General features: G+C 40.8%; 22 protein-coding genes and 3 pseudogenes. 14 read left to right on the forward strand and 11 right to left on the reverse strand.

What is annotated here, in order from left to right; genetic code table 11:
* Positions 1-321: 321 nt before the first annotated feature.
* The 4 genes and pseudogenes from HMPREF1532_RS21975 to HMPREF1532_RS21405 form a co-directional block, all read left to right on the forward strand.
* Positions 322-1290, forward strand: a pseudogene (locus HMPREF1532_RS21975) (toprim domain-containing protein); the annotation flags it as partial.
* Positions 1264-1595, forward strand: a pseudogene (locus HMPREF1532_RS21400) (MobC family plasmid mobilization relaxosome protein); the annotation flags it as partial. The pseudogenes HMPREF1532_RS21975 and HMPREF1532_RS21400, both read left to right, overlap by 27 nt.
* Entirely contained in the window at positions 1561-2478 is a 918-nt protein-coding gene (locus tag HMPREF1532_RS19170) for a relaxase/mobilization nuclease domain-containing protein (RefSeq protein WP_005933937.1), read from the forward strand. The pseudogene HMPREF1532_RS21400 and the gene HMPREF1532_RS19170, both read left to right, overlap by 35 nt.
* Positions 2479-2482: 4 nt before the next feature.
* A complete protein-coding gene (locus HMPREF1532_RS21405; protein WP_005933939.1) occupies positions 2483-2647 on the forward strand; it encodes a hypothetical protein in 165 nt (54 codons plus the stop codon).
* 65 nt (positions 2648-2712) lie between these two features.
* Here HMPREF1532_RS21405 and HMPREF1532_RS19175 read toward each other — a convergent pair whose 3' ends face one another.
* The 5 genes and pseudogenes from HMPREF1532_RS19175 to HMPREF1532_RS19195 form a co-directional block, all read right to left on the reverse strand.
* On the reverse strand, positions 2713-3039 hold the full coding sequence (locus tag HMPREF1532_RS19175) for a helix-turn-helix domain-containing protein (RefSeq protein WP_025819287.1): 327 nt from the start codon (positions 3037-3039) through the stop codon (positions 2713-2715).
* A 130-nt stretch (positions 3040-3169) separates the two neighbouring features.
* A complete protein-coding gene (locus tag HMPREF1532_RS19180; protein WP_005933942.1) occupies positions 3170-3589 on the reverse strand; it encodes an RteC domain-containing protein in 420 nt (139 codons plus the stop codon).
* Positions 3543-3782 (reverse strand): annotated as a pseudogene (locus HMPREF1532_RS19185) (hypothetical protein). The gene HMPREF1532_RS19180 and the pseudogene HMPREF1532_RS19185 overlap by 47 nt, the downstream one beginning before the upstream one ends.
* 44 nt (positions 3783-3826) lie before the next feature.
* Entirely contained in the window at positions 3827-4465 is a 639-nt protein-coding gene (locus HMPREF1532_RS19190) for an HAD family hydrolase (protein WP_005933944.1), read from the reverse strand.
* A gap of 4 nt (positions 4466-4469) precedes the next feature.
* Positions 4470-5066, reverse strand: coding sequence for a sugar O-acetyltransferase (locus tag HMPREF1532_RS19195; protein WP_005933946.1), 597 nt, complete (start codon positions 5064-5066; stop codon positions 4470-4472).
* Between the two features lie 110 nt (positions 5067-5176).
* Here HMPREF1532_RS19195 and HMPREF1532_RS19200 point away from each other — a divergent pair, with 110 nt between their 5' ends.
* The 3 genes from HMPREF1532_RS19200 to HMPREF1532_RS19210 all read left to right on the forward strand — a co-directional run bounded on the left by HMPREF1532_RS19200 (position 5177) and on the right by HMPREF1532_RS19210 (position 8308).
* Entirely contained in the window at positions 5177-6016 is an 840-nt protein-coding gene (locus tag HMPREF1532_RS19200) for an AraC family transcriptional regulator (RefSeq protein ID WP_005933949.1), read from the forward strand.
* Between the two features lie 77 nt (positions 6017-6093).
* Complete coding sequence (locus HMPREF1532_RS19205) at positions 6094-7494, forward strand: ATP-binding protein (RefSeq protein ID WP_005933953.1); 1401 nt, start codon at positions 6094-6096, stop codon at positions 7492-7494.
* Positions 7495-7777: 283 nt separating this feature from the next.
* Positions 7778-8308, forward strand: a complete 531-nt coding sequence (locus HMPREF1532_RS19210; protein ID WP_005933955.1) for a phage integrase SAM-like domain and Arm DNA-binding domain-containing protein — start codon at positions 7778-7780, stop codon at positions 8306-8308.
* Positions 8309-8555: 247 nt separating this feature from the next.
* Here HMPREF1532_RS19210 and HMPREF1532_RS19215 read toward each other — a convergent pair whose 3' ends face one another.
* Positions 8556-9308, reverse strand: a complete 753-nt coding sequence (locus HMPREF1532_RS19215) for a LytR/AlgR family response regulator transcription factor (protein ID WP_005933957.1) — start codon at positions 9306-9308, stop codon at positions 8556-8558.
* Positions 9309-9311: 3 nt separating this feature from the next.
* Entirely contained in the window at positions 9312-10340 is a 1029-nt protein-coding gene (locus HMPREF1532_RS19220; protein ID WP_005933959.1) for a sensor histidine kinase, read from the reverse strand.
* A 144-nt stretch (positions 10341-10484) separates the two neighbouring features.
* Between HMPREF1532_RS19220 and HMPREF1532_RS19225 the strand changes: the two genes are divergently transcribed.
* A complete protein-coding gene (locus tag HMPREF1532_RS19225; RefSeq protein ID WP_005933961.1) occupies positions 10485-11387 on the forward strand; it encodes a DUF6268 family outer membrane beta-barrel protein in 903 nt (300 codons plus the stop codon).
* A 79-nt stretch (positions 11388-11466) separates the two neighbouring features.
* Here the strand turns inward: HMPREF1532_RS19225 and HMPREF1532_RS19230 are convergent, their stop codons facing one another.
* The gene (locus tag HMPREF1532_RS19230) at positions 11467-12114 is read right to left on the reverse strand and encodes a DUF4840 domain-containing protein (RefSeq protein WP_005933964.1); all 648 of its coding nucleotides are present in this window, start codon (positions 12112-12114) and stop codon (positions 11467-11469) included.
* A 427-nt stretch (positions 12115-12541) separates the two neighbouring features.
* Here HMPREF1532_RS19230 and HMPREF1532_RS19235 point away from each other — a divergent pair, with 427 nt between their 5' ends.
* The gene (locus HMPREF1532_RS19235; protein ID WP_005933967.1) at positions 12542-13144 is read left to right on the forward strand and encodes a TetR/AcrR family transcriptional regulator; all 603 of its coding nucleotides are present in this window, start codon (positions 12542-12544) and stop codon (positions 13142-13144) included.
* A gap of 147 nt (positions 13145-13291) precedes the next feature.
* Here the strand turns inward: HMPREF1532_RS19235 and mdh are convergent, their stop codons facing one another.
* Positions 13292-14233 (reverse strand): malate dehydrogenase, encoded by a 942-nt coding sequence (gene mdh / locus HMPREF1532_RS19240; RefSeq protein ID WP_005933970.1) that lies wholly within the window; start codon positions 14231-14233, stop codon positions 13292-13294.
* 257 nt (positions 14234-14490) lie between these two features.
* Here mdh and HMPREF1532_RS19245 point away from each other — a divergent pair, with 257 nt between their 5' ends.
* From HMPREF1532_RS19245 to HMPREF1532_RS19270, 5 genes are all read left to right on the forward strand, one after another.
* Positions 14491-15363 (forward strand): hypothetical protein, encoded by an 873-nt coding sequence (locus tag HMPREF1532_RS19245; RefSeq protein ID WP_005933974.1) that lies wholly within the window; start codon positions 14491-14493, stop codon positions 15361-15363.
* A gap of 581 nt (positions 15364-15944) precedes the next feature.
* Positions 15945-17414 (forward strand): TolC family protein, encoded by a 1470-nt coding sequence (locus HMPREF1532_RS19255; protein WP_005933976.1) that lies wholly within the window; start codon positions 15945-15947, stop codon positions 17412-17414.
* Between the two features lie 199 nt (positions 17415-17613).
* Entirely contained in the window at positions 17614-18606 is a 993-nt protein-coding gene (locus tag HMPREF1532_RS19260) for an HlyD family secretion protein (protein WP_005933978.1), read from the forward strand.
* Between the two features lie 120 nt (positions 18607-18726).
* Complete coding sequence (locus HMPREF1532_RS19265; RefSeq protein WP_005933980.1) at positions 18727-19908, forward strand: ABC transporter permease; 1182 nt, start codon at positions 18727-18729, stop codon at positions 19906-19908.
* The gene (locus tag HMPREF1532_RS19270) at positions 19908-21161 is read left to right on the forward strand and encodes an ABC transporter permease (protein WP_005933982.1); all 1254 of its coding nucleotides are present in this window, start codon (positions 19908-19910) and stop codon (positions 21159-21161) included. Before HMPREF1532_RS19265 ends, HMPREF1532_RS19270 begins: the two co-directional genes overlap by 1 nt.
* Before the next feature lie 164 nt (positions 21162-21325).
* Here the strand turns inward: HMPREF1532_RS19270 and HMPREF1532_RS19275 are convergent, their stop codons facing one another.
* Both HMPREF1532_RS19275 and HMPREF1532_RS19280 read right to left on the reverse strand, forming a co-directional pair.
* Complete coding sequence (locus HMPREF1532_RS19275) at positions 21326-24055, reverse strand: family 78 glycoside hydrolase catalytic domain (protein ID WP_244266448.1); 2730 nt, start codon at positions 24053-24055, stop codon at positions 21326-21328.
* Positions 24056-24097: 42 nt separating this feature from the next.
* Positions 24098-25159, reverse strand: a complete 1062-nt coding sequence (locus HMPREF1532_RS19280) for a glycoside hydrolase family 88 protein (protein ID WP_244266449.1) — start codon at positions 25157-25159, stop codon at positions 24098-24100.
* Between the last annotated feature and the right edge of the window lie 126 nt (positions 25160-25285).

The raw sequence follows: 25285 nt of genomic DNA on the forward strand, positions 1-25285 counted from the left end.
TAATTGGTTGGTACTGCTCATGCAGTAACTACCTAAAAACATCTTACTGTAATTTATTCATTGAATACCAGTTATTTATACAATACGCGGTAAGGAGTAAGATAAAACCCTGAACTTTCAGGAAATTTGAGAAAAAAGAAAAGTCAAAAAACAACACAGGTAACATTTCTATCTCTCTTGTATAGAATGACTTACTTATCTTACTGCATAGAGTATAATCCGTTGAGAGAAAAAGAGATAGGTGCAGAAAGTTGACAGTTTTTCTTCTTACTCGCTTCTTACTTCATTACTACGATTTACAAACATTCAAAAATAAAGATTATGACTTATCAGGAAGCTAACCATATCAGTATCAAAGACTATCTGAAATCATTGGGCATTCTACCCGCAGTGGATAAATATTATTACGGCATGTACCACAGCCCGTTCCGTCAGGATGATACGCCCAGTTTCAAGGTAGATTACGGTGTAAACCTGTGGTGTGACTTCGGGACAGGCGAGGGCGGTTCACTCATTGACCTTGTGATGAAGCAGCACGGGTGCAACGCCTACGGTGCTATCTGTCGGCTGGAACAGTATTCATCCGGAAATTCTTTTTCTTTTCAAGGGAAAGAGGTTTCAGAAAAGAATCAGCATGAAAGGAAACAACCGACCAGCCCGATAGAACTCCGTAAAATCCAGCCGTTGCAGAATCCGGCACTCATGGATTATTTGAGAAGCAGGAACATTCCACCTCAAATGGCAGCACACTATGTGCAGGAAATGTATTACCGTATCGGTGACAAACCTTATTTTGCACTCGCTTTCAAGAACGATGCCGGAGGTTACGAGCTTCGCAATCCACGTTTCAAAGGTAGTACATCACCCAAAGACATCACACATATACGGCAGTCGGGCAAAAAGAACGATAGCTGTTTTGCTTTCGAGGGAGTTGTGGACTATCTTTCTTTTATCGCCATCCGGCAGAAAACAAATCCTACCTATCCTTGTCTTGACTGGCAGGATTATGTTATCCTGAACTCAACCACAAATGTAGATAAAGCCCTATACCCGTTAGCCGAATACGAACATATCCACTGCCTTTTGGATAATGACGATGCAGGGCGTAAAGCTACCCAAGCCATACAAAAAGAATATTGTTGGCATGTACGTGATTCATCACATCTGTACAGTGAATACAAGGACTTGAACGATTATCTGTGTGGGAAGAAGTTCAACCAAGCAGAGAATAGGATACAACAATCAACCCAACAAACGCAGCCGGAGAAACAAAAACAGGTAGTCAGTACGAAGCTGACAGAGTTACAGTACTACGCCATCAAGAAACGAGCCGGAGAATCCGGTCTACCTATTAGCGAATACGCCCGGCAAGCGGTTGTTCCGGCAGAAGTAATCCCCGGCTGAACAGACAGGATGCAGACACTATCCGCAAATTGGCAGGAGAAGCCAACAACCTCAACCAGCTTGCACACCGTGCCAATGTAGGAGGTTTTGCACTCGTGGCTATGGAGCTTGTGAAACTGAAAAACAGGATTATTGAAATTATAAATCAGTTGTCGGATGATTGGAAAAATAAAAAAGGGAAGCGGATTTAAAAGCTGCGTGAACTATATACTCGGCAAGGAAAAGGCAGTTTTGCTTCATGCGAAGGGAGTGTTAGCCGAAAGCAAGCAGGACATTATCCGTAGTTTCTGTATGCAAACAGAAATGAATCCCGGTTTGAAGAAGCCAGTCGGACATATTGCCCTAAGTTATTCGGTAGTGGATGCCCCAAAACTAACAGACGAGAAAATGATACAGTTGGCACAGGAGTACATGCGTGAAATGAAAATCACCGATACGCAATATATTATCGTGCGGCATCAAGACCGGGAACATCCGCATGTACATATCGTATTCAACCGGATAGATAATAACGGCAAAACCATTTCAGACAGCAACGATATGTACCGGAACGAGCAAGTTTGCAAGAAGCTGAAAGAAAAACACGGACTGTATTTTGCCAAAGGGAAAGAACAGGTAAAACAACACCGTCTAAGAGAGCCGGACAAAACGAAATACGAAATTTACACGGCTGTAAAGAATGAAATCGGAAAATCAAGGAACTGGCAGCAGTTACAGAAGCAGTTAACGGAAAAAGGTATCAGCATTCAGTTCAAACACAAAGGGCAGACGGATGAGATACAGGGTATTTCCTTTTCCCAAGGTGAATACACGTTCAAAGGCTCGGAGATTGACCGCAGTTTCAGTTTTTCCAAATTGAATAAATATTTCGAGGATGCAAGGTTGACAACAGCCGGAAGCAACAAACAGATGATTACCGCACATACACGAGAGCCAGCAATAAACAAAAGTGATAATTTGCTACTGGCAGGTTTAGGCGGTCTGTTTTCTGTTTCGTCCTCTCCTGTTGATGAAACGCCCGACAATCCCGATTTGAGAAAGAAGAAGAAAAAGAAACGACAATTTAAGTTATAAGCGTATGGAAGAGAATTTAATTTTAGAGGGGCTTCTCTCTATGGTTACGGAACTGAAAGAGAAGCAGGAACAACAGGTGACACCAGCCAGCCGAGAGGAAACGATAAACCGACTGGATATTATCGAGCAGCGTATTTTGGACCAAATAGTTAAAAAAGGAAGCGGATAAGTTAGGGAAGCCATAGAAACGAGAGAACCGGAGCAAGTGATACCCACTACTCCGGCTTACCCGTCTTACTTCTTTTCCCAAAACTGTTTTTCAAAGTTGCGGAGCATGACCGCATTAAATCGTTCCTTGATGAACTTCCGGACATCCGAAGCCCGATAATAGACTTTTCCGCTAATCAACATATAGGGAAGCTCGTTTTTGCTTCGCAGACGTTGTAAAGTTCTAATGCTAACTTTAAACAATAGGCATAAATCTTGATTATCCAGTAGGTTATCATCTTCGGGCAGCACTTTATCTGCATTGCGCAATATTCGTACATCCTTGCAAAGCTCATCCAATTTGTCAAATAGCTTTTGCATCCATTCCTTGAAATCATAGTTTTCTATATACATATTTGCTTCATTTTTCAGATTATACATTCATGATTATCAATTGATTGATGAAGCAAAGTTCGGAAAACCAGTGCAAAGAAATCACGGGGTAGCACATGGAATCCCCTATAAATTAAAGCTAAATCATTGATTATCTATATCCTTTTTTATCATGTTCGTTTCGGATAAGGTCAGATAGTCCATTAAGAAATTCGGTTATTTTGCCCGGCTTGCGTTTTATTACGTCCTCATGCTTTTGGTGATAGTCTTTCAGTTGGATGTTAAACACCCATTCAAAGGCTTTAGACAAGTCGGACAAGAAAGCAGGTTTGCCATTTTTATAGACGATACATTTGGAAAGGAATAAACCGCTGACAATTTCCATTATATCAATCAGGTTTGTTTTGTCTGCCAAATAAAGAGGGGAAAAAGGTTGTTTGTTAAAGTATGATTTAAATTGTTCCGGGTACTTGATGCGCCATTCAACAAGGCGTATTTCATTGTTCAGTAATCCTATCGCTTCATCAACAAGATACAAATAAGGCATTTTTTTCTTGCTCAAACCGTACATGATACGATTTAAGTCTATGCAATCCGAATGAAAAATAGCGTAATAAAACGCTATTATCCTATTCGCTGATACTGAAATCAGCCAATTGAATAGCCAATTCTTCAATAGCTTCTGTAAACTCTGATACGGAAACTTTACGTTGTGAGCATTCCGATAATAATCGAAAGAAACTCAAATCTGATATTTTGTTCATGCAATAGAAATACTAAATGTTTCTTTATTAAGCATATATATTTGTCATCCCATTAAATAGCATTCAAGTGAAGCTATTGAATTAAAAACATTTCCAGCATTGTGAGCTTCTAATTTTTGTACATCTAAGCAAGAAGTTACCCATGAAGCAGATAAACATCGTATTCCAACTTCCCTACAAGACACAATATCTGAAACTGTATCACCTATATATATCATTTCATCCGGTTGTAACTTATAATCTACAAGCAATTCCCTAAAATTCTCTGCTTTATTATTTTTGAAAGGATTTCCAGTTTTTACTTTATCAAAACACGTGTCCATATTAAATTGACGTAATGTTATCGCACAGCTCTTTTCTCCTTTTCCTGTAACCAAAGCAATAGGAATAGATTTCTTTTTTAACTTCTCAATCAGTTCTGTTATACCGTCAAAAGGACGAGGGCACATTATATGCATTTGTTCGTATATCACGTAGAAGTCATCCAAGGCTTTTTCCGAATTATTACCAACAAGTTTTTTTATCATCCCTTTTTCATTTAGTCCAAAAGTTTCTAAAATATCATTCTCGGATACATCATTAAGAGTAACATAGGGAGTTACTGCTTTTTTTAAGGCTTTGAGGCACATGGGAATTGTATCTCCAATTGTACCGTCTAAATCAAAAGCTACTAATTTAATCATAACCTTACATTTGATTGATTTTCCGTATCACCCGACAAGTATTTCCCACCGCCAAGCTATTTGCCGGAATATCTTTGGTTACAACACTTCCTGCACCAATCACACTTTTTTGCCCTATTGTCACACCCGGTAAAATAATTACTCCACCGCCAATCCAGCAGCCATCCTCTATCATGACAGGGAGGGCAAAAGTTCGACGGACATATTTACAGCCATCCGGGGTTTCTGTCAATACAAGCCGTTCATTAAACTCTACCGGGTGAGTTGCCGTATAGATTTGTACATTAGGTGCTACCAGCACATTGTTCCCTATGGTAATCTTATTGCAATCGACAAATGTACAGCCAGTATTTACGGTGACATTATCACCGATATGTATATTGCATCCATAATCACATATAAACGAATGACCGACAGAAACATTTGCACCTATGCTTCCAAACATTTCCTTTAGTACGGCATGTTTTTCAGTCTTTTGTTCATACGGCAAAGAATTGTATTTCATCAACAAGTGATGAGCTTTACTTTTCAAATCCATAAAAAATGGGTCGTGGCAATCATACCATTCACCAGCCAAACATTTTTCCATTTCTGTTTTCATAAGCTATAATTTTAAATATGTTGCAAAGTTATACCGATTTTCCGGCTGATTTCAGGTATTATTTTTCGTCATTTTGGTATTAATCCATTTTTTAGGGCTATATTTATGGCATGAAAAGAGAAAACCTATATCAACCATTCGAAATTAGTTTTAGCGAGCTTGACGAATCCTTGCTAAAAGAGCATAAACATTCCTTTTTTGAATTAGTATATATTCTTTCAGGAACAGGCATCCAATGGATTAACAACAATAAGTTTCCTTATCATGACGGACATTTGTTTATGATTACTCCCGGAGATACGCATTCTTTCGAAATCCATACAACAACTAAGTTTGTCGACATCAAGTTTAACGACATATATATACATTCTTCTGTTTTCGGTGCTGAAAATATCCAAAGACTGGAGTTTATTCTTCAACATGCTAATCATCAACCCGGTTGTATACTAAGAAATAAAGTAGATAAGTTACTGGTGAAACCCATGATTGAAGCGATTATCAGGGAATATATTAACCGAAATTTATACAGCAAGGAGATTATAACACAAATAATTAATACGATTATTATTGTGGTAGCACGCAATATCGCAATGTTCTTGCCTGAACAGGTGGATGAATGCTCTGAGGACAAATCGCTTGACATATTGCAGTATATTCAAGCAAATATCTATAAAACAGGTAAAATCAGAGCAAAAGATATTAGCCAACATTTTGGCATTTCGGAGAATTATTTAGGACGATATATCAAAAAACATACTAATGAAACTATGCAGCAATACATTTTAAACTACAAACTAAAGTTAGTAGAAAATAGATTATTGCATAGTCAAATGAGAATTTGTGAGATCGTTGAAGAATTAGGATTTACTGATGAGAGCCATCTTAATAAGTTTTTCAAAAAGTATAGAGGATGCAGCCCCTCTAATTTCAGAAAGAACAATTTGAAGTAAACCATATGCATATCCTTGTTTTTAGAGTTATTGAAACAGTAGAAATGACTATTTTTGCATTATATTTATAGATGTCTATGACAAATACAGAAACCATACAATCACTCATCGATAGCGGAGAAGGCTATAATGTAGAGTTTAAAGTTCGTGTACCTTCAAAAGTTCGTGAACTAACAGAGGAAATTTGCGCTTTCGCTAATGCTGACGGAGGATATTTGCTTATCGGCGTAGATGATAACGGACAGATTATTGGTACAGGTTTGGAAAATGACAAACGTTCAGCCATTCAAGGCTCTATCAGTGAAATATCTCCGGCTCTCCATTGTGATATGTATGCGGTAAATATCGAGGATAAGACAGTTTGGGTAATTGATGTTCCGTCAGGGAAAGATAAACCTTATATATTTTCCGGTTCTATCTTTGTGCGTGAGGGAGCAAACTCACAAAAACTTCGTACTGTCGAAGAAATGCGCAGTTTCTTTCAGGAATGCAACAAAATATTTTTTGATGCTATCCCTTGTTCATGGTTCAACATTTACACAGATGCAGACGAACAAGCGATAAAAGACTTTCGCACGGAAGCAAAGCTAAGTCCATCGACTGCCAACAAACAGATATTTGAGAATTTAGAACTGTTTACGGATAAAGGAGTAGCCAAGAATGGAGCAGCCATGTTCTTTGGGAAACAGCCTGAACGAAAGTTTCCACACGCAGTAACAAGATGTATCCTTTTCAAAGGAACAACCAAAGTATATATCATTGATGATAAAACCTTTGGCGGTCCACTATACCAACAATATTTGCAGGCTATGGCATGGCTGGAAAGTAAACTGCAAGTAGCTTATAAAATTGAGGGAGCAGGACCAAGAGAGGAAATTTGGGAAATACCTCTGACTGTATTTAAAGAAGCCATTATAAACGCCCTGTCGCACCGTGATTACTATGAACAAGGCGCAAGCATTATGATAGAAATGTTTGATGACCGGGTAGAGATTTCCAATCCCGGAGGACTTCTGCCTGTTGTGGCTAAAGATTTCGGGCATAAAAGTATGACACGTAATCCGCTAATTTTCGGTTTATTTACCCGTATGCACTTGGTCGAAAGAGTTGCATCCGGTATTCCTCGTATGCAGGAAGCCATGAGGGAAGCAAATCTGCCCGAACCGGAATTTCATACAGAAGGGATATTTACAGTAGTATTCAAACGTCAAATCACTAACTCTGCCAACTATGACACAGCAAATGGCACAGTAAATGACATAGTAAATGATACTATAAACGAGAATGAACAAGCTATTCTCAATCTGCTGGCAACTACTCCCGGTTTGAATGCTTCTGAAATTAGTAAGCATATCAACAAGAGTTTAAGAACGACTATGCGATATATTAAAATTTTACAAGACAAAGATTTAACTGAATTTAGAGGTGCGCCCAAAAACGGAGGATATTTTTTGAAAAACGATAGTAATCTCAAATAAATCACTAACTTTGAATTCAGAAATCGTACCCAAGATACAAACTGATGTCGAACGGTGCAAAGTTGTGAAAACCTTATTCAAGGGACTTACATCGTAGCAAAGATACAACTCACTGAAAGATAGTGTCATAACAACCCGTTTTCGGTTGCTGGTGGCACCACCTTAGAAATCAGAGAGCTACCTACTAAAGTAGCTCTCTTTTTATTTGTAGCAGGCTATGGTTTACATGGAGTTTACGCAGGTTGTGTAAACCAAGAAGTAAACCATAAATGTGACCGTAAACGTGATTTGTTACAAATCTAAAGTACTCAAGAACAGTGAATCACCACTAATGATTAGTATGTGCAAAGACAGGAAATGTAAGTACATCAGCATTGGATTGTCTATCAACCCCGTCCACTGGGATTTCGCCAAGAATGCTCCTAAACCTAAATACCCTAACAGAGAAGCTCTGACTACCCTAATCGCCCAAAAGCTACAAGTATACTCTGAACAGATTATGGAGTTTAAGGCAATGAACAGAGACTTCACAGCAACGAGCTTAGTCGAGAAAGTCTGTAAACCCAGCAACTTAAAGACTGTAGGAGACGTGTTTACAGAGCAGATACAGGCTCTTAGGGACGCACAACGGTTGAACTATATGTTCTCCATCCGGCAAACTTATAACTCACTCTTGGAGTTTAACAGGCATCTAAATCTCTACTTCGTGGATATAGACGTACCGTGGTTGAAGAAATATGAGACTTGGCTACGTAAGCATGGATTGTCTGCAAATACCATCAAGGGTAGGTTCGTAGATATTCGCACCATATAGATACAATCAACGAGTGGATAAGCTTGGAACGAGCTCTACAACGTTTTCTACTAAAAGCAACTGAGATTGGAGTTTCTTATGCTTTCTTGAATCAGCCGTGCGAAGTCTCATCATTAACTTCTGAAATTGACAGGAGTATGCTTTACGTAGCAGTAACCAGAGCGATGCACAAACTGTCACTAACTTATTGCGGCATACCAAGCCTATTCATTGAAGTATAAATGATATCTACCGAAACATCCACCCGTTATTTGCTTATCAAATTCTTGTATACCACCGTACTAAGCAATTCCTCCCGCCTTTGTTTGGAAACCGGCAATTCCTTTCCGTTAATAAACAAACGGCCACCCGAAATTGAATCTATATGAGACAGATTGATAAGAAAAGAACGATGTATTCTAAAAAAAGACTCTTTCGGCAACATTTCTTCCAAAGAAGTCATTGTCTGGTGGATTGTTAACACCTTATCTTTGAAATACAGTCTCACGTAGTTCTGCATTCCTTCGGCATAGAGAATATCCCTCCAGACAATCCGTTGGAAAGCATCTCCTTGCCGGACATACATACTGGATGCCGTCTCATCATGCTCACTCCGCAACACCAATTGCGAGAGAAACAGATCGCGTGCTTTCGAAACAGCCTGAAAGAAACGTTGAAAACCAATAGGTTTCATCAAATAATCGACCACATGCAAGCGGAAACCATCGAGTGCATACTCGGAATAAGCCGTAGTAATAATGGTTAATGGCGGTTTTTCCAAAGACTCCAACAATTCAAGCCCCGAAAGGTGCGGCATATTAATATCCAAAAACATGAGATCTATCTCCGTTGTCTTGAGAATATCAGCAGCTTCCAATGCGGAAGAACAGGAACCGGCAACTTCCAGAAAATCCAGTTTACTTATGTAGTTGACTATTCCCCTGATCGCAATCGATTCATCATCAACTACCAGACATTTCATTTTATAACTTCCCTTATGTTTTAGTACAACCTCTGCCATTAATTAAATATTGATTATAAGTTTAGTCCGATAAACGGCATCCGTTTCTTCTATTGTCAGGTTATAACATCCAAAATATAATATTTCCAAACGTTCTTTTATATTTTTAAGTCCCAAGCCACCCGTATTAATCTTCTTCCCGGAGAATGTAGATTTCGAATTTTCAATCTTCAAGCAAAGCGTATCTCCCTCTTGCCTAAAATCAATATCGATATACCCTTTCTCAAAATCCGACTTTGATACATGCTTAAATGCATTCTCAATAAATGTGATGAAAAGCAATGCCGGTATCTCTTTCTGCGGTTGCTCTATTTTCCACGAAGAAGTCACCACCAACTTATCGCCCCAGCGAATCTCTTCCACAGCAATAAAGTCTTTCAAAAATTGTATATCCTGCTCCAGTATTACTTTCTGTTTATCGCCATTATATAGCTGATAGCGCAATATTTCCGAATATTTTATCAACAGATCGGATGCTAAATCCACATCTGTCTGCATCAGAATATGGATGTGATTCAATACATTGAACATAAAATGAGGAGTTACCTGATGCTGGAGCGTACGTAACTGATACTCCACAAGTATCTTTTGAGATTTAATATATTCCAGAAAAAAACGCAAACCGCAAATCGTAATATTTATAATAATTCCGGATGAAAGAGGGATAAAAAAGGCATAAGGTGCCAAATCTGTCACATCAAAATATTCAGAGCCGGAAGGAAACACCCCCGAGTTCTCTAACCAGAAAAATAAATTAATATATGCAAGAAAAGCAAATCCGATGAGCAAAGAGAAAAAAGAAAACTGGAACATAAACAATTTTACTCCTTTTTGTTTCATCGCCTTGAGCAGAAGCGAGCCACTCAAATAGTTTGCAATGGGACATATCGTGAGCACAAGAAGAACAGAAAACAGGATCGACTCCCATATCGACTTTACTTGCGGCAAAACCTGAAGCCAGAAAATAAAGAATATCAGTATCCAAAAAGGAATGATAACAAGCTTATCGTTTTTAATCAGATCTACTTTCATGGTTGCAAAGTTAGTATATTAATTAATAATTATATTCCCATTCGTCAAAGGCAAACCTGCCATTCGTCAAAAAGATTTCAGTGAAGAGATCGAAAAGAGGAATTTTGGCATCGAATTACCAACTACCCATTAAAACTTTACAATATGAAGAAAGTCTTGTTTTTGCTACTTACATTCCTCGTTTATTCAAGCATAAATGCTCAGATTATGTTCAAAACCGAATATTTCGGTACATCCGGTTATCGAATGACAGAAGGAGATACGGATCAAAAAGTAGGCGACAGTAAAGGATCGGCAGTCGTTTATCAAGGTGGCATCAACATCCCCTTGTCTATGAAATCGGATGAGAACGATCGCCCCATCATCTGGGCAGTCAGCTTAGGCGGGGCATATGCCAAGCTTGATAACAGAAACTTTACGGAGCCATTCGTTATTGACGAGATCATGAACATCGGATTCAGTATCAGTCATTTAAGGCCTTTAAGCGGAAAATGGTCCATATTGATTGCTGCCGGTGCGGGGATTTATATGCCCAATACCCGTTTTTCCCAAATCAATTATAAAAACATCTTGGGGAATATGGGAGTTATTTTTATCCATCATTTCAAATCGAATCTCGAGTTGGGAGGCGGCCTTGCCATGAATAATTCTTTTGGGTATCCGATGTTGTTTCCCGCTATCTATTTCAATTGGAAAACCGAAGGCCGTTACACCGTGAAGATAGCTATGCTCAAAGGTATCGAGATATCGGCAGGGTACAACATCCACAAAAAACTAAGCCTAAACTTTATCATAGAAATGAATGGGCAAATGGCCTTGTTGGAACAGGAGGGGAAAAATAAAATATTCACTCACCAATATATCGTGACCGGTATCCGTCCCGAAATAAAAATAGGAAAACGTCTATCGATACCCATTACAGCAGGCATTCATGCCATGCGCCCGGCAGAGATGGTGGATAGAAAACTGAAAAGTATGTTCCAAGACAAAGGGTATTATTTCCAGATAGCCCCTTACGTTTCAACCGGATTACAAATCGGATTTTAAAGTTGAAGAAATACAACCGAGTCGGAGGTAAATGCCAATTATCGGTGTTTATCTCCTACCCGATTGTCATTAACCGATTCTATTTAAAAACAGTAGATTCAGCCTTAGTCTGATTCATATCAAAATTGAAAGTTATCGGAGCGAATTCCGGCAACTTACTTTGCTCCTCTCCTTCACCCAATAATACTTCTGTCGCTGCAAAATTAAACTTCATGTTCGCATTTTCCACAGCATATCCAGCAATTTTTCCCGGTTCAACCTTCACCTCAACAACCAATGTCTCCGGTTCTCCATCTTCCGTAGCTGATGGCATGGTAATCGATAAGCTCAGAGGTTTTGGATCCAGAATGAAATTAATGCTGTCTTTGGCAGTTGTGAGTGTCGGCTCATATCCCACTTTGTAGCTCACATCTCCTATGGCTTCCATTATTTGATCTGTCAATCCTTCATCCTTGACGATGGACAGAATAATATCCCTGACAGGAAAACTTTCAAAATGAATAGTATCATTGTCGACTTTGGCAGCAACATCCGTTCCAGAGGAGGTCAGCGGAGATACGATAGTGGTAAACATTTTACCGTCATAGTTTCCGAACATTGTTTCCGTTGTGACTTCATCCGGAAGCTGCGGAACATTTTCATCATCGTTACAAGCAACAAAAGAGAAAGAACATCCGAGTAACAATACTAAAACAAACAATTTCATCAGCTTAAAAACTTTTTTCATTTTCTTTTAATTTTTAATTAATACTAAACTTATCAAGTTATCATCCTATGACCACTTTTGCATGCTAAATGATATACCCTCTCAAATGCTGCATAAAGGAGTTGTTAATATTTGTTTCATCACTGATTACCAGATTCATGAACACAGTAATTAAATAAAGAAACCCAATTTCTAATTCAGGTTTCCTTTTTAAAACAGTAGCAAGTCATACTGGCCTAAATGAATATATATCACCGGATATTGTTTTAAATTCATTTGTTACATGCAGTATTTTCATCAAAGTGTTATTTTTCTTATATCCAGGTACGGCAATCCTGCTACTTTCCTTATAATTAAAACAAGTAAAGAGTAATTGTAATGTTCGGGATTGCTTGATTAAAATAAAACAATGTTTAACTAAACAACCAAGCCCAATAGGCAAAACCTTATGAATGAGTATACAGAGAAAAGGATAGTGGCATTCACTTCACAATCCTTGAGACAATATGGAATACGTGCAGTTCGTATGAACGATATAGCCAAGAATATGAACATTTCGAAACGAACCATATATCAGGTATATAATACGAAAAATAATTTGATCAATACCTGTTTGGATGCCTATTTAAGCAGAATAGAGAATCTTTTTTATATCATCAGGTATAGTTCTTCGGATGTACTCTCGTGTCTTTGGGAAATCTCCTTGGCTTATATGGATAATTTATACAAGGGTGAATGTGCTTTTTGGCTTGATATAAACCGGTATCTTGAGTATAAATACATATATACCGCACACAACCGTATGTGGCGGGACGGATTGGGAAAAGTTATTTCAGCCTGTCAACAGGAAGATTACGTTGTTCCGGATTTAGATATACAAATGTTTCTTGAATCATTTACGACACTGCTATATAACGCCAGAATTGCCGAATGTCCCCCTATCGTATTACACAAATCAGCTTACTTTATGCTTAGAGGAATCATGACGAGTCAAGGCGCTGAACGCTTAGAAAAAATCGAGAATCAGTTTGCAGAGAGTATGAAAAAGTAGTAAATGAGACTAAAAAAACGATCCTCAATTACCTATTCCCTGATGGTTTGTGCTAAATTACACTAAAAAGGGCGGCTTCCCTTTTGGAAAACCACCCTTCACTAAACAATATTTTTCTCAAAACTAAATAACAATTAAAGAAATCGATTAGAGAGCACCTACTTCTTTAAGAGCAGCATTTGTTTTACGAACAGCAGCAGCACTTGCTTTGAATTTAGCCATTTCTTCTTCATTCAATGGAAGTTCAACAACTTTTTCAATACCATTCTTACCCAAGATTACAGGTACACCACAGCAGATGTCTTCTTCTCCGTATTCTCCTTCAAGAGCTACTGAGCAAGGAACCATCTTCTTCTGGTCGTGGATAATAGATTCCACAACGAAAGCTCCTGCTGCACCCGGTGCATACCATGCAGAAGTACCCAACAGTTTGGTCAGTGTAGCACCTCCTACCATTGTATCGGCAGCCACTTTCTCCAACTGTTCTGCTGACAGGAAGTTAGAAACCGGCATACCTTTGTAAGTGGCGAAACGAGTCAAAGGAATCATAGTAGTGTCACCGTGACCACCGATAACCATACCTTCTACTTCATTAGCATTGCAACCTAAAGCCTGTGACAAGAAATATTTGAAACGTGAACTATCCAAAGCGCCACCCATACCGATAATACGGTTTTTAGGCACACCCAAAGCCTTCAATGACAAATAAGTCATTGTATCCATCGGATTAGAGATTACTACAATAATTGCATTTGGAGAATATTTCAGGATGTTTTCAGCTACCGATTTCACGATACCGGCATTTACACCGATCAACTCTTCACGAGTCATGCCCGGTTTACGAGGAATACCGGAAGTTATAACAACAACGTCAGAGTTTGCAGTTTTAGCATAATCATTGGTGCAGCCTACGACAGTAGTGTCGAATCCCAACAACTGAGCTGTCTGCATCATATCCATTGCCTTACCTTCTGAAACGCCTTCTTTTACATCCAGCATTACTACTTCGTCTGCTACTTCATTGAAAGCAAGTACATTTGCACATGTAGCACCTACGTTACCTGCGCCTACTACGGTTACTTTTGACATAATACTTATATTTTAAAAAGTTGATAATTAGTTCTATACTTTTTGCGCCACAAAAGTACAACGATAATCGTAATTAAAGAAATATTTCCGTAATAAATTTAGTTAAACCGACAACACTTAATGGTATAAGATTTCATAAACCGGTCATTGATCTGCTATGACATTTGTGTATGGAAATAAAAAACTAAGTGAAACTCTGCGCTACTCTGTCACTAAATGATTAAATTTGCGGCGAATTATCATCTAACTAAAGAGACATGAATAAGAAATCCCTTCTCATTATCGCCGTATCGGTGCTGGTGATAGCCCTCATCGGTATCACTTATTTACTATTTACCGAAAAGCAGAGTAATCGTGAACTAATCGAAGAGTTTGCCCTTGAGAAAGAAGATCTGGAGAATGAATATACACGTTTTGCACAGCAATATGACGAGTTAAAACTGACCGTATCCAACGACTCCTTATCGATCCTGTTGGAACAAGAGCAAATCAAGACCCAACGGCTGCTCGAAGAATTGCGTACCGTTAAAAGCAGCAACGCCACTGAAATACGCCGCTTAAAAAAAGAACTGGCTTCACTCCGCAAAATCATGATCGGCTATATCAACCAAATAGACTCCCTCAACAAGCTTACCAACCAGCAAAAGCAGGTAATTGCGGAAGTAACACAGAAATACAATGCTGCTTCACGCCAAATCAGCAACCTGTCAGAAGAGAAAAAGAATCTGAATAAAAAAGTAACTTTAGCAGCCCAATTGGATGCTACCAATATTTGGATCGAGCCCAAAAACAAACGTGATAAAAAAGTAAAGAAAGTAAAAGACATCGTCAAGTTTGCCATCGGCTTTACAATTGTCAAAAACATCACGGCAGAAACCGGTGAACGTACCCTGTACGTCAACATCTATAAACCCAATAACGAAGTACTGACCAAGAACGCCGCCAATACTTTCGAATATGAGAACCGTTCACTTCCCTACTCCATCAAGAAATACATCGAATACAACGGAGAAGAACAGTCTATCACCGTGTTCTGGAATGTGGAAGAATATCTTTCCGCCGGTACCTACCGCGTAGACATCTTCGCCGACGGAACAATGATCGGTTCACAACGGTTCGAATTGGAATAGCCAGTTCTCCGCACAGAAAAAATATGCCGGGCCAGTAGTCCCCTTCCCACTCATCCTTACATAAAGAAAATAGTAATATACATCCCCCCCTTATATTATATGTTACCCCAAATAACAATATATGTAAGGGGGCATTTCATATCCCCTAAGCACCCTTCTCACCACCCCTAAGCATCCTTCCCACCGACCATAAGCACCCTTCCCCTCCTCGGCCTTATTTTTTCTCCGCCAAGCGATCGCCCGTAGTGTAGCGTCCAAAGGGGCGATTGTCTGAGCGCAGCGAGTTCGAGCCCCTTTAGCGAAACGCAGGAAGAGAGTAGGAGAAAAAATACAGCCTTGATCCTTTCTTTTGGTATCTTTTCTTTCGTATCAAGACGAAAGAAAAGTACATCCCCCATCATTATACTCAAAAAACCTTAAATCATTTTGCCAATTCACCGAAACCCCATACTTTTGTTTCGTTGTTTATGCAATCATTATTCTGCAAATCAAAAGTAAGAAACAGAAAATATCCATAAACAAAAATCTCTATATTTGTGTTGTAAAAAAAGAAGTATCACCTTTATAATACGCGAGATGCAATGAAAAAATTATTCATTCTGACAATTCTGCTAATCAATCTCTTTTCAACAAAAGCACAGAACATACTCAACTTAGATAGTTGCCGTGCATTGGCTTTGGCCAACAATAAAGAGTTGCTCATCAGTAATGAGAAAATAAATGCAGCACATTACCAGCGAAAAGCTGCTTTCACCAATTACCTGCCCAATATTTCGGCCACAGGAGCTTACATGCGAAACCAAAAAGAATTCTCATTGTTGAACGATGCCCAGAAAGGAGCTTTATCCGGTTTAGGAACCAGCATAGGTGGTCCGTTGCAACAAGCCGGAGAGGCCGTATTGGGCCAGCTTCCTCCCGAACTGGCACAAAAATTAGCTCCGGTTCTCACGCAAGTGGGCAACGAGCTTGTACCCGCCCTTAACGGAGCAGGGGAATCATTAATCGACGCTTTCCGTACCGATACCCGAAACGTATATGCCGGTGCCATCACGTTGACACAACCTCTTTATATGGGAGGTAAAATCCGCGCTTACAATAAAATCACCAAATATGCCGAAGAACTGGCACGCCAGCAGCATCATTCCGGCCTACAGGAAGTGATCTTAAGTACCGACCAAGCCTACTGGCAAGTCGTTTCGCTGGTAAATAAGAAAAAACTGGCAGAAGGTTATTTGAAACTTCTTCAAAAATTAGACAGCGATGTAGAAAAAATGATTGCTGAAGGAGTGGCAACCAAAGCGGACGGACTATCCGTGCGCGTAAAGGTAAACGAAGCCGAGATGACACTCACTAAAGTAGAAGACGGACTCAGTCTTTCCAGAATGTTGCTTTGTCAACTATGCGGTCTCGATTTGACCACCCCGATCGTATTAGCAGACGAGAATATAGAAAACCTGCCCTTATTAAAAACGGAAACACAATTTGACATGGCCACCGCTTATGCCAATCGTCCGGAGATACGTAGTTTGGAACTTGCCAGTCAGATATACAATCAGAAAATAAACGTAACCCGTGCCGAGCATCTCCCCTCCGTAGCTTTCATGGGAAATTACATGGTTACCAACCCCTCCGTATTTAACGGATTTGAGAATAAGTTCAAAGGTATGTGGAACGTAGGTGTCATGGTACAACTCCCTATCTGGCATTGGGGCGAAGGCATATATAAGGTAAAAGCTGCAAAAGCAGAATCTCGTATAGCCCAGTATCAGTTACAAGATGCAAAAGAGAAAATAGAATTACAGGTAAACCAAGCCGCTTTCAAGGTGAACGAAGCTGCCAAAAAACTCGTCATGGCTGAGAAAAACCAGGAAAAAGCAGACGAGAACCTTCGATATGCCCGGTTGGGCTTTGAAGAAGGAGTGATAGCCACCAGCAATGTCCTTGAAGCGCAAACAGCTTGGCTGTCTGCCCAATCCGAAAAGATAGACGCCCAGATTGATGTCAAATTGACGGAAATCTATCTGCAAAAGTCATTGGGTACACTTAAATAAAGGAAGAGGTAAAAAGGGAGAAGGGAGAAGGGAGAAAGGAGAGGGAAGAAGAAAAATTCGTAATTGAATACCGACCTAAAAGTACTGAATAAGAAACTGATAGAACAAAAACTTGATAGAACAGGAAGTTCATAAATAATAAAAACATAAGAAAGAGTTATTTCAATCGTAAATCGTAAATTGTAAATTGTAAATAAAAATGGCATCACAAAAATCACAGAACAGCAATATGCTGCTTGCATTCCTTACTCTTTTGGGAGTTATCGCTCTGGTTGCAGTCGTTGGTTTCTTCATGCTTCGCAAGGGACCGGAGATTATCCAGGGACAGGCTGAAGTGGATGAATACCGGGTATCAAGCAAAGTACCGGGACGTATACTTGAATTCCGCGTCAAAGAAGGACAAACCGTACAAGCGGGAGATACCCTTGCCATCCTTAAAGCACCGGATATCACTGCAAAAATGGAACAGGCACGTGCTGCAGAAGCTGCCGCACAGGCACAAAACGAAAAAGCCATTAAAGGCGCCCGTCAGGAACAAATACAAGCTGCCTATGAAATGTGGCAAAAAGCCCAAGCCGGGGTAGTAATTGCCGAAAAATCGTACAAACGCGTTAAAAACTTGTTCGAGCAAGGAGTAATGCCTGCACAAAAACTGGATGAAGTAACCGCACAACTCAATGCATCCATTGCCACCGAAAAAGCCGCTAAAGCCCAATACACAATGGCAAAGAATGGGGCAGAACGGGAAGACAAGATGGCAGCAGCCGCTCTTGTGGAACGTGCAAAAGGTGCTGTTGCCGAAGTGGAATCTTATATAAAAGAAACTTTCCTCATCGCACAATCAGCAGGCGAAGTTTCCGAAATATTTCCCAAGGTAGGTGAACTGGTAGGAACCGGAGCACCTATTATGAACATTGCCATACTCAAAGACATGTGGGTCACTTTCAATGTACGTGAAGACCTGCTGAAAAACCTTACAATGGGAGCTGAATTCGAAGCCTTCGTCCCGGCACTGGACAATAAGACGATCAAACTGAAAGTGGATTATATGAAAGACTTAGGTACTTATGCCGCTTGGAAAGCTACGAAAACAACCGGGCAGTTTGACTTGAAAACATTTGAAGTCCGCGCACGCCCACTGGATAAGGTAGAAGGACTGCGCCCGGGAATGTCGGTGATTATCAAGAAATAATTAAATAATGTGTCAATGTGCCAATATGCCAATTGGCTGCGCTATGCCAACATGCCGCATGGTAATTGGCACATTGGCATATTGGCACATTGACACATTATTCATTCTCATTACTAAATTATGAAAGAAAGAGAAAAGAAATACATAGCCTTGTGGCTCGTCATGAAGCGCGAATGCCGCCGTCTCGTGTCGCGTCCGCTTTATCTCTTTTGCATGGTGATTGCACCGTTATTCTGTTATATCTTCTTCACCACACTGATGGATTCCGGTCTACCGACCAATCTGCCTGTCGGTGCAGTGGATATGGATCAGTCTGCCACCTCGCGAAACCTGATCCGCAATCTGGATGCCTTCGGACAGACGGGTGTAGTGGCACATTACGGTAGTATAGCCGATGCCCGCATTGCCGTGCAAGAAGGAAAGATTTACGGTTTCTTTTATATCCCCAAGGGGTTATCGGCAGATGCCCAAAGCCAACGCCAGCCCAAGATTTCATTTTACACCAACAACTCTTATCTCATAGCGGGTTCTTTGTTATTCAAAGACATGAAGATGATGAGTGAACTGGCAGCAGGAGCAGCCGGACGTTCGGTTCTATATGCCAAAGGGGCTACCGAAGACCAGGCAATGGGGTTTCTGCAACCGATTGTAATCGATACGCACCCATTGAACAATCCCTGGTTAAACTACTCCGTATACCTGTGCAACACATTAGTGCCGGGCGTACTCATGCTGATGATATTCATGATAACCGTATACTCCATCGGCACGGAAATCAAAGACCGCACAGCCCGCGAATGGTTACGCATGAGCAATAACTCCATATACATAGCCTTGGCAGGCAAACTGTTGCCCCACACGGTGATATTCTTCATTATGGGTATCTTCTATAATATATATCTGTATGGATTCCTGCACTTCCCGTGCAATAGCGGCATCCTGCCGATGATATTGGCTACCCTTTGTCTGGTGCTCGCCTCCCAATGCTGCGGCATCGTGATGATAGGTACTCTGCCCACCCTGCGTCTTGGATTAAGTTTCGCTTCATTGTGGGGTGTCATCTCCTTCTCCATCTCCGGCTTCTCGTTTCCGGTAATGGCGATGCATCCCGTCTTGCAGGCATTGAGCAACCTCTTCCCGTTGCGTCACTATTTTCTTATTTACATAGACCAGGCACTCAATGGTTATAGCATGATCTATTCCTGGCCCAACTATATGGCATTACTGATATTTATGATGCTTCCTTTCCTTGTGGTTCACCGCTTGAAAGAAGCATTGATATACTATAAATACGTACCCTGATGAAAGAGATTACATTCAAAGAAAGAGTAAAGCAAGGCATCAATGACCTGTTTTACATCTGGTTGCGAGAGTTCCGTACCACTTTCCGCGATCAGGGGGTACTCATATTCTTTATACTCGTGCCAGTGGTATATCCGCTTATCTACGGATTTATCTATACAAATGAGGTGGTACGTGAAGTTCCCGCCGTTGTAGTGGATGCTTCACGCAGTTCCTTGAGCCGCGAATATCTTAGAAAAGTAGATGCAACCCCCGATATCAACATCGTAGCTTATTGTGCCGACATGGAAGAAGCCAAACTGATGTTGAAAGACCGCCTGGCTTATGGTATTATCTATATCCCTTCGGAATTCAGTCAAGACATCGCACAAGGCAAACAGACCCAAGTAAGCATCTATTGTGATATGAGCGGGCTGCTTTATTACAAAAGCATGTTGCTTGCCAATACTGCGGTATCACTGGATATGAACCGGGATATCAAGATAGAGCGTGCCGGAAACACAACCGCCCGACAGGATGAAATCACCGGTTATCCGATAGAATATGAAGATGTTGCCATGTTCAACCCGACCAACGGCTTTGCCGCTTTTCTCATCCCGGCTGTATTAATTTTGCTGATTCAGCAGACCTTATTGCTCGGCATCGGCCTTTCGGCAGGAACAGCGCGCGAACAGAATCGTTTCAAAGACCTTGTACCTATCAACCGGCATTACAACGGTACGTTGCGTATTGTCATGGGAAAGGGTTTGAGTTATTACATGGTCTATTCGCTGGTATCGGTATATGTACTATGTGTCGTCCCTCGGATTTTCAGTCTGAACCAAATAGGACAGCCGGGCACGCTCGCCCTGTTCATGCTACCCTATCTGGCAGCCTGCATCTTTTTTGCCATGACCGCTTCCATTGCTATCCGCAACCGGGAAACGTGTATGCTGCTATTCGTGTTTACCTCCGTCCCTCTGCTGTTCATCTCGGGAATATCCTGGCCGGGTGCTGCTATCCCTCCGTTCTGGAAATACTTTTCCTACGTCTTCCCATCGACTTTCGGCATCAATGGTTTTGTACGCATCAATAACATGGGAGGTACCTTGAGCGAAGTTGCATTCGAATACAAAGCCTTGTGGCTACAAGCCGGATTTTATTTCCTTACCACCTGTCTCGTATACCGTTGGCAAATCATAATGAGCCGCAAACATATCATCGAGAGATATAAAGAACTGAAAGAAAGGGAAAGAATGATACAAGGAGAATAAACAAAAGGGAAATAATTCCCCGATTATATTATATATAGCGATCTACGGATAATTAACAAATGTAGATAAACATAGACAAGCGCAAATTATCGTAAGTGTAATCCAACCTATGCGATAATTTGCGCTCATTTATTGTAAAATGCCCACAACACCAATAAACCAAATCAATTCATCCTTGCCGAAAATCGATAAGTACCAGATTGTAATGAGAAGACAACCGTATTGTCTCTTTGGGAATCCAAACGAATGCCTTTTACCTTTTTCCATTCGCTCCCTCCTTCCTTTATTGAATCGAAACGAACACCCGGCAGTTTCAAAAGAACTGTAGTATTGGCTGGTACCACCACTTCAATATCTAATTTGTCGTCTGTAACTTTCCAATTGGAAACAATTGTTCCATACATGGAATTATAGTGTGAACGTACCTGTCTGGGGCCTTTCTCATCTATCCAAGGCGCTATGACAAATTCTTTGAATCCGGACTTCGGACGTTGAATACCCCCCAACGATTCCACAAACCAACTCCCTATATATAAATAAGAGCTATGCAAAGCAGATCCTCTGCACTCCCAATCTTCAAAGAAAGTGCCATTTCCATTCTTTATCATATTCCCCCAACTTGGAAAGTCTTCTTTGGTAGCCATTTCACAAATCAAATCATTGCGCTGGTTATCCAATAAAGTATGGAAGAGGAAAGAACCGGCCGTGATACCTCCCCAAAAATGTCCTTTACGATTCACCAATATCTCATACTCCAGACGTTTCCAGACTTTAGCCTTCAATTTTTCAGGTGGTAAGTCCACCATAAGTGCAATAGCTAAATAAGCAGGATAACCGTTCACATAACTATTGTCATCCGGATTGAAGAAAGTTTTATGCACAGCCCTTCGCACCTCTTCCGCCCTTTTGCGCCAAGCGACAGCCATTGTTTCATTCCCCAAAACATCCGCTATACAGGCAGCCGTTTCCAAACTATAAATCCAATGGCAGTTATTAAAGAACAATGTCTCGCGGGTATCTCCCAAAGACTTTCCTTCTTTCTCCATCGCCGATCGTTCCGGCCAGGCATCCGGCCACAGCCAGTCTCCCAGAAAACTCCACTTTCCACCCCAACGCACCAACATATCGTCTTTGGATTTAGTTTCTACAAAATTGAGCCAACGCCGGATGGTCGAGAAGCTTTCTTCAAGAATGCGCACATCACCATACTGGCGATAGACCTCCCAAGGCAAAGTAATACAAAAACCACTCCAGGAAGGACCGCCACCACCAATATAGGTAGGAGCCGTATATGGTACATTTCCATCTTCTCCCTGCACATCGCGCCAATCTTCCATCCATTTGGTATAAAAAGCCCCCAACTGATAATTATCCAAACCGGTACGCGTAGTAGCCAATGCGTCACCACCATACCCCCTACGTTCACGATGAGGACAATCTACAATATAATTACCCAGACTCAAGTTTTCAAAAGTCCATAATGTGGTACGATAAAGATCGTTTAAAAGCGATATATCACATTCAAATCCGGACGACCGCCGAAAATCGGGACGAATCATCCATCCACGTATCTGTTTCAAATCGGGTGCAGACCGTAAGCCGGTAATCTGAACCCAACGTCCGGTCATGTAGTTAAAGCGATTACGGAAAGTACCCTTCCCGTCAGGCCCTATTTTATAAATACTATGTATTCCGTAGCTGCAAGCATCTTTTTCTCTCTCCGAAAAGCGGAAAACGACCGAATCTCCCGGTTGTCCGACAAGCGGCATTTCAAACCATCCGGCATAATTAATTCCCATATCCACACGATACACGCCCGGGCTCACCTCTTCGACCGCAACCGGTTTAATCTCATCCATCAGCAGATTGGACTCCGCTTTATCGGCGGAAACTATAATCTGCGGTTGGTAAACCTTTGCTTCCGCCCATTCAGAGTCGTCAAAACCAGCTTCATTCCATCCATTGATCTCCAAAGAAGCATCATAAAACTCACCGGCAAAATGATGTGCATCCCAATATCCCATCAGCACATTGGGACTTGCATGCGTCTTCCAACTGCCGTCTGTTATCACCCGAACTTTGCTGCCGGAAGTCAACGTTATCTCAGCCTGTGCCAACGCCATTGGAATAGCTGGCTTGTCATTACGCTGATAAGCAGGAAATACAGCCCAAGAAGTACCCAACCACAAAGCAATTACATTCTCCCCTTTTTTCAGATAATGACTGATATCATACGTCACATAACGGGCACGCGATTTATGATCTGTCACAGACGGAGCAAGTACGGCATTTCCAATCTTACAACCATTCACATACAATTCATGATATCCGATAGAGGCTACGTAAATCAGTGCCTCTTTAAGGCTCTCTGTTAAAGTAAAAGTCTTACGAAACCACGGATCAAACATTTTATTATCTACCGGCCGGCCACCCACACTTTGGGATTCCATTTCAGCACTCCCTATCCAATGGGCACTCCAATCATCGGCAAACAATCCCATCTGCCAATAAGCCGGTTCACTCCATGATGTCCAGTTGCCCTGTTCATCAGCCAAACGAACTTTCCAAAAGCACTTTTGCCCTGTAATCAGTGTTTTTCCATCATAAACAATATGGACCGATTCATCTGAATGTACTTGCCCGCTGTCCCATAAATCTCCCTGTTCTTTATCTAACAACTCCCGGCTACTTGCTACCAGAACCTGATAAGCAGTCTGTCTCTGCCCACGCACGGCAACCGTCGTTCCCATTTTCCAACTCAAACGCGGATGAGGAATATCCAACCCTGACGGATTATGCAAATATTCACACTGCAATCCGACCGGTTCAATATTTTTCTTCCCTTCCTTCACTCCGTACGCTGTAAGAAGATACGGTGAAGTTAATAAAAACATAGTCAATAGTATTGTTTTACATCTACTTATCATAACATTCAACTATTTATTCGTTAATGATTTATACCGGCACAATGCCTCTACAAAATAGTAATCTGCATACGTTAATGGTGCATCTACTTCTGTCCCAGCCGGCATATTACCGACAGAATGTTTCAAAATAAATCCACCGTTAGTACCTACTTCTGCCATATACTCGGATGAAGATAATTCCTGTAACATTTTCTCGGCAGCTTCAAAATATTTCTGTCTGGAATTTTCCGAAACATACCGACATAACTCGAATAACCCGGCACAACTAATAGCAGCTGCTGAAGCATCCCTCAAAGTATTCGGTATATCAAGCGCATTATAATCCCAATAAGGGACCAAATCTTCCGGCATATTGGGATGATTCAATATAAATTCTGCTATTTTTACTGCTTGTTCAAGATATCTGGTATCTTTTGTAAAACGATACATCATCGTATATCCATATAATCCCCAAGCCTGCCCACGAGCCCAAGCTGATTTTTCCGACACACCTTGTCCGGCTTGATAATGTTGAATTCCTCCCGTTTCCGGATCATAATTTATCCCATGATAAAGACTATTATCAGCCCTAAAATGATTCTTCATAGTCGTATCGGCATGCTTTACTGCGATATCATAAAAAGAATTATCACCAATAGCTTGCGCCACCCAGAGCAACAACTCTAAATTCATCATATTATCAATAATAACCACATAATCATTCGGTCCGCGATTATGTGACTTAATACAACCGACCATCGGACTAAACCGGGTAATAAGAGAGAGCGCACTGTTAACAATTATATCTTTATAGCCGGACTGCGGAACTATACGATTGGCATTACCATAACTACAATACATCATAAAGCCAATATCATGCGTACTTACATTATATTGCTCGGGCTCCAATAACTTCAACATACGTACCCCCTCCATATATAGCTCTTCATAGCCAGTTTCTTCATACAAATAAAACAAAGTACCCGGATAGAAGCCACTACACCACCATTTAGAAGAACTATTCTCCGGTTTATGCTCTTTCACATCATATGTTTTCGGGAACACATCCGTTCCTTTTAATCTATCTGCCATATATAGATATTGATGCGCAGCACTTCTCAACACTTTGTCTACATTAACTCTCCTCTTGAGAGTAAGCGTCGGACACGCCTGTATAGGATAAACTTTTTCTACAACAAGCAGAACAAAGGTTAATAA

Origin of the sequence: Bacteroides salyersiae WAL 10018 = DSM 18765 = JCM 12988 (genome assembly GCF_000381365.1) — a bacterium.
GTDB lineage: Bacteria > Bacteroidota > Bacteroidia > Bacteroidales > Bacteroidaceae > Bacteroides > Bacteroides salyersiae.

Bases quoted from the DNA above. Each gene is read 5' to 3' on its own strand.
- HMPREF1532_RS19170 (WP_005933937.1), top strand. From the start codon at position 1,561: ATGATTGGAAAAATAAAAAAGGGAAGCGGATTTAAAAGCTGCGTGAAC.
- HMPREF1532_RS21405 (WP_005933939.1), top strand. From the start codon at position 2,483: ATGGAAGAGAATTTAATTTTAGAGGGGCTTCTCTCTATGGTTACGGAA.
- HMPREF1532_RS19175 (WP_025819287.1), bottom strand. From the start codon at position 3,039: ATGTATATAGAAAACTATGATTTCAAGGAATGGATGCAAAAGCTATTT.
- HMPREF1532_RS19180 (WP_005933942.1), bottom strand. From the start codon at position 3,589: ATGTACGGTTTGAGCAAGAAAAAAATGCCTTATTTGTATCTTGTTGAT.
- HMPREF1532_RS19190 (WP_005933944.1), bottom strand. From the start codon at position 4,465: ATGATTAAATTAGTAGCTTTTGATTTAGACGGTACAATTGGAGATACA.
- HMPREF1532_RS19195 (WP_005933946.1), bottom strand. From the start codon at position 5,066: ATGAAAACAGAAATGGAAAAATGTTTGGCTGGTGAATGGTATGATTGC.
- HMPREF1532_RS19200 (WP_005933949.1), top strand. From the start codon at position 5,177: ATGAAAAGAGAAAACCTATATCAACCATTCGAAATTAGTTTTAGCGAG.
- HMPREF1532_RS19205 (WP_005933953.1), top strand. From the start codon at position 6,094: ATGACAAATACAGAAACCATACAATCACTCATCGATAGCGGAGAAGGC.
- HMPREF1532_RS19215 (WP_005933957.1), bottom strand. From the start codon at position 9,308: ATGGCAGAGGTTGTACTAAAACATAAGGGAAGTTATAAAATGAAATGT.
- HMPREF1532_RS19220 (WP_005933959.1), bottom strand. From the start codon at position 10,340: ATGAAAGTAGATCTGATTAAAAACGATAAGCTTGTTATCATTCCTTTT.
- HMPREF1532_RS19225 (WP_005933961.1), top strand. From the start codon at position 10,485: ATGAAGAAAGTCTTGTTTTTGCTACTTACATTCCTCGTTTATTCAAGC.
- HMPREF1532_RS19230 (WP_005933964.1), bottom strand. From the start codon at position 12,114: ATGAAAAAAGTTTTTAAGCTGATGAAATTGTTTGTTTTAGTATTGTTA.
- HMPREF1532_RS19235 (WP_005933967.1), top strand. From the start codon at position 12,542: ATGAATGAGTATACAGAGAAAAGGATAGTGGCATTCACTTCACAATCC.
- mdh (WP_005933970.1), bottom strand. From the start codon at position 14,233: ATGTCAAAAGTAACCGTAGTAGGCGCAGGTAACGTAGGTGCTACATGT.
- HMPREF1532_RS19245 (WP_005933974.1), top strand. From the start codon at position 14,491: ATGAATAAGAAATCCCTTCTCATTATCGCCGTATCGGTGCTGGTGATA.
- HMPREF1532_RS19255 (WP_005933976.1), top strand. From the start codon at position 15,945: ATGAAAAAATTATTCATTCTGACAATTCTGCTAATCAATCTCTTTTCA.
- HMPREF1532_RS19260 (WP_005933978.1), top strand. From the start codon at position 17,614: ATGGCATCACAAAAATCACAGAACAGCAATATGCTGCTTGCATTCCTT.
- HMPREF1532_RS19265 (WP_005933980.1), top strand. From the start codon at position 18,727: ATGAAAGAAAGAGAAAAGAAATACATAGCCTTGTGGCTCGTCATGAAG.
- HMPREF1532_RS19270 (WP_005933982.1), top strand. From the start codon at position 19,908: ATGAAAGAGATTACATTCAAAGAAAGAGTAAAGCAAGGCATCAATGAC.
- HMPREF1532_RS19275 (WP_244266448.1), bottom strand. From the start codon at position 24,055: ATGTTTTTATTAACTTCACCGTATCTTCTTACAGCGTACGGAGTGAAG.
- HMPREF1532_RS19280 (WP_244266449.1), bottom strand. From the start codon at position 25,159: ATGGCAGATAGATTAAAAGGAACGGATGTGTTCCCGAAAACATATGAT.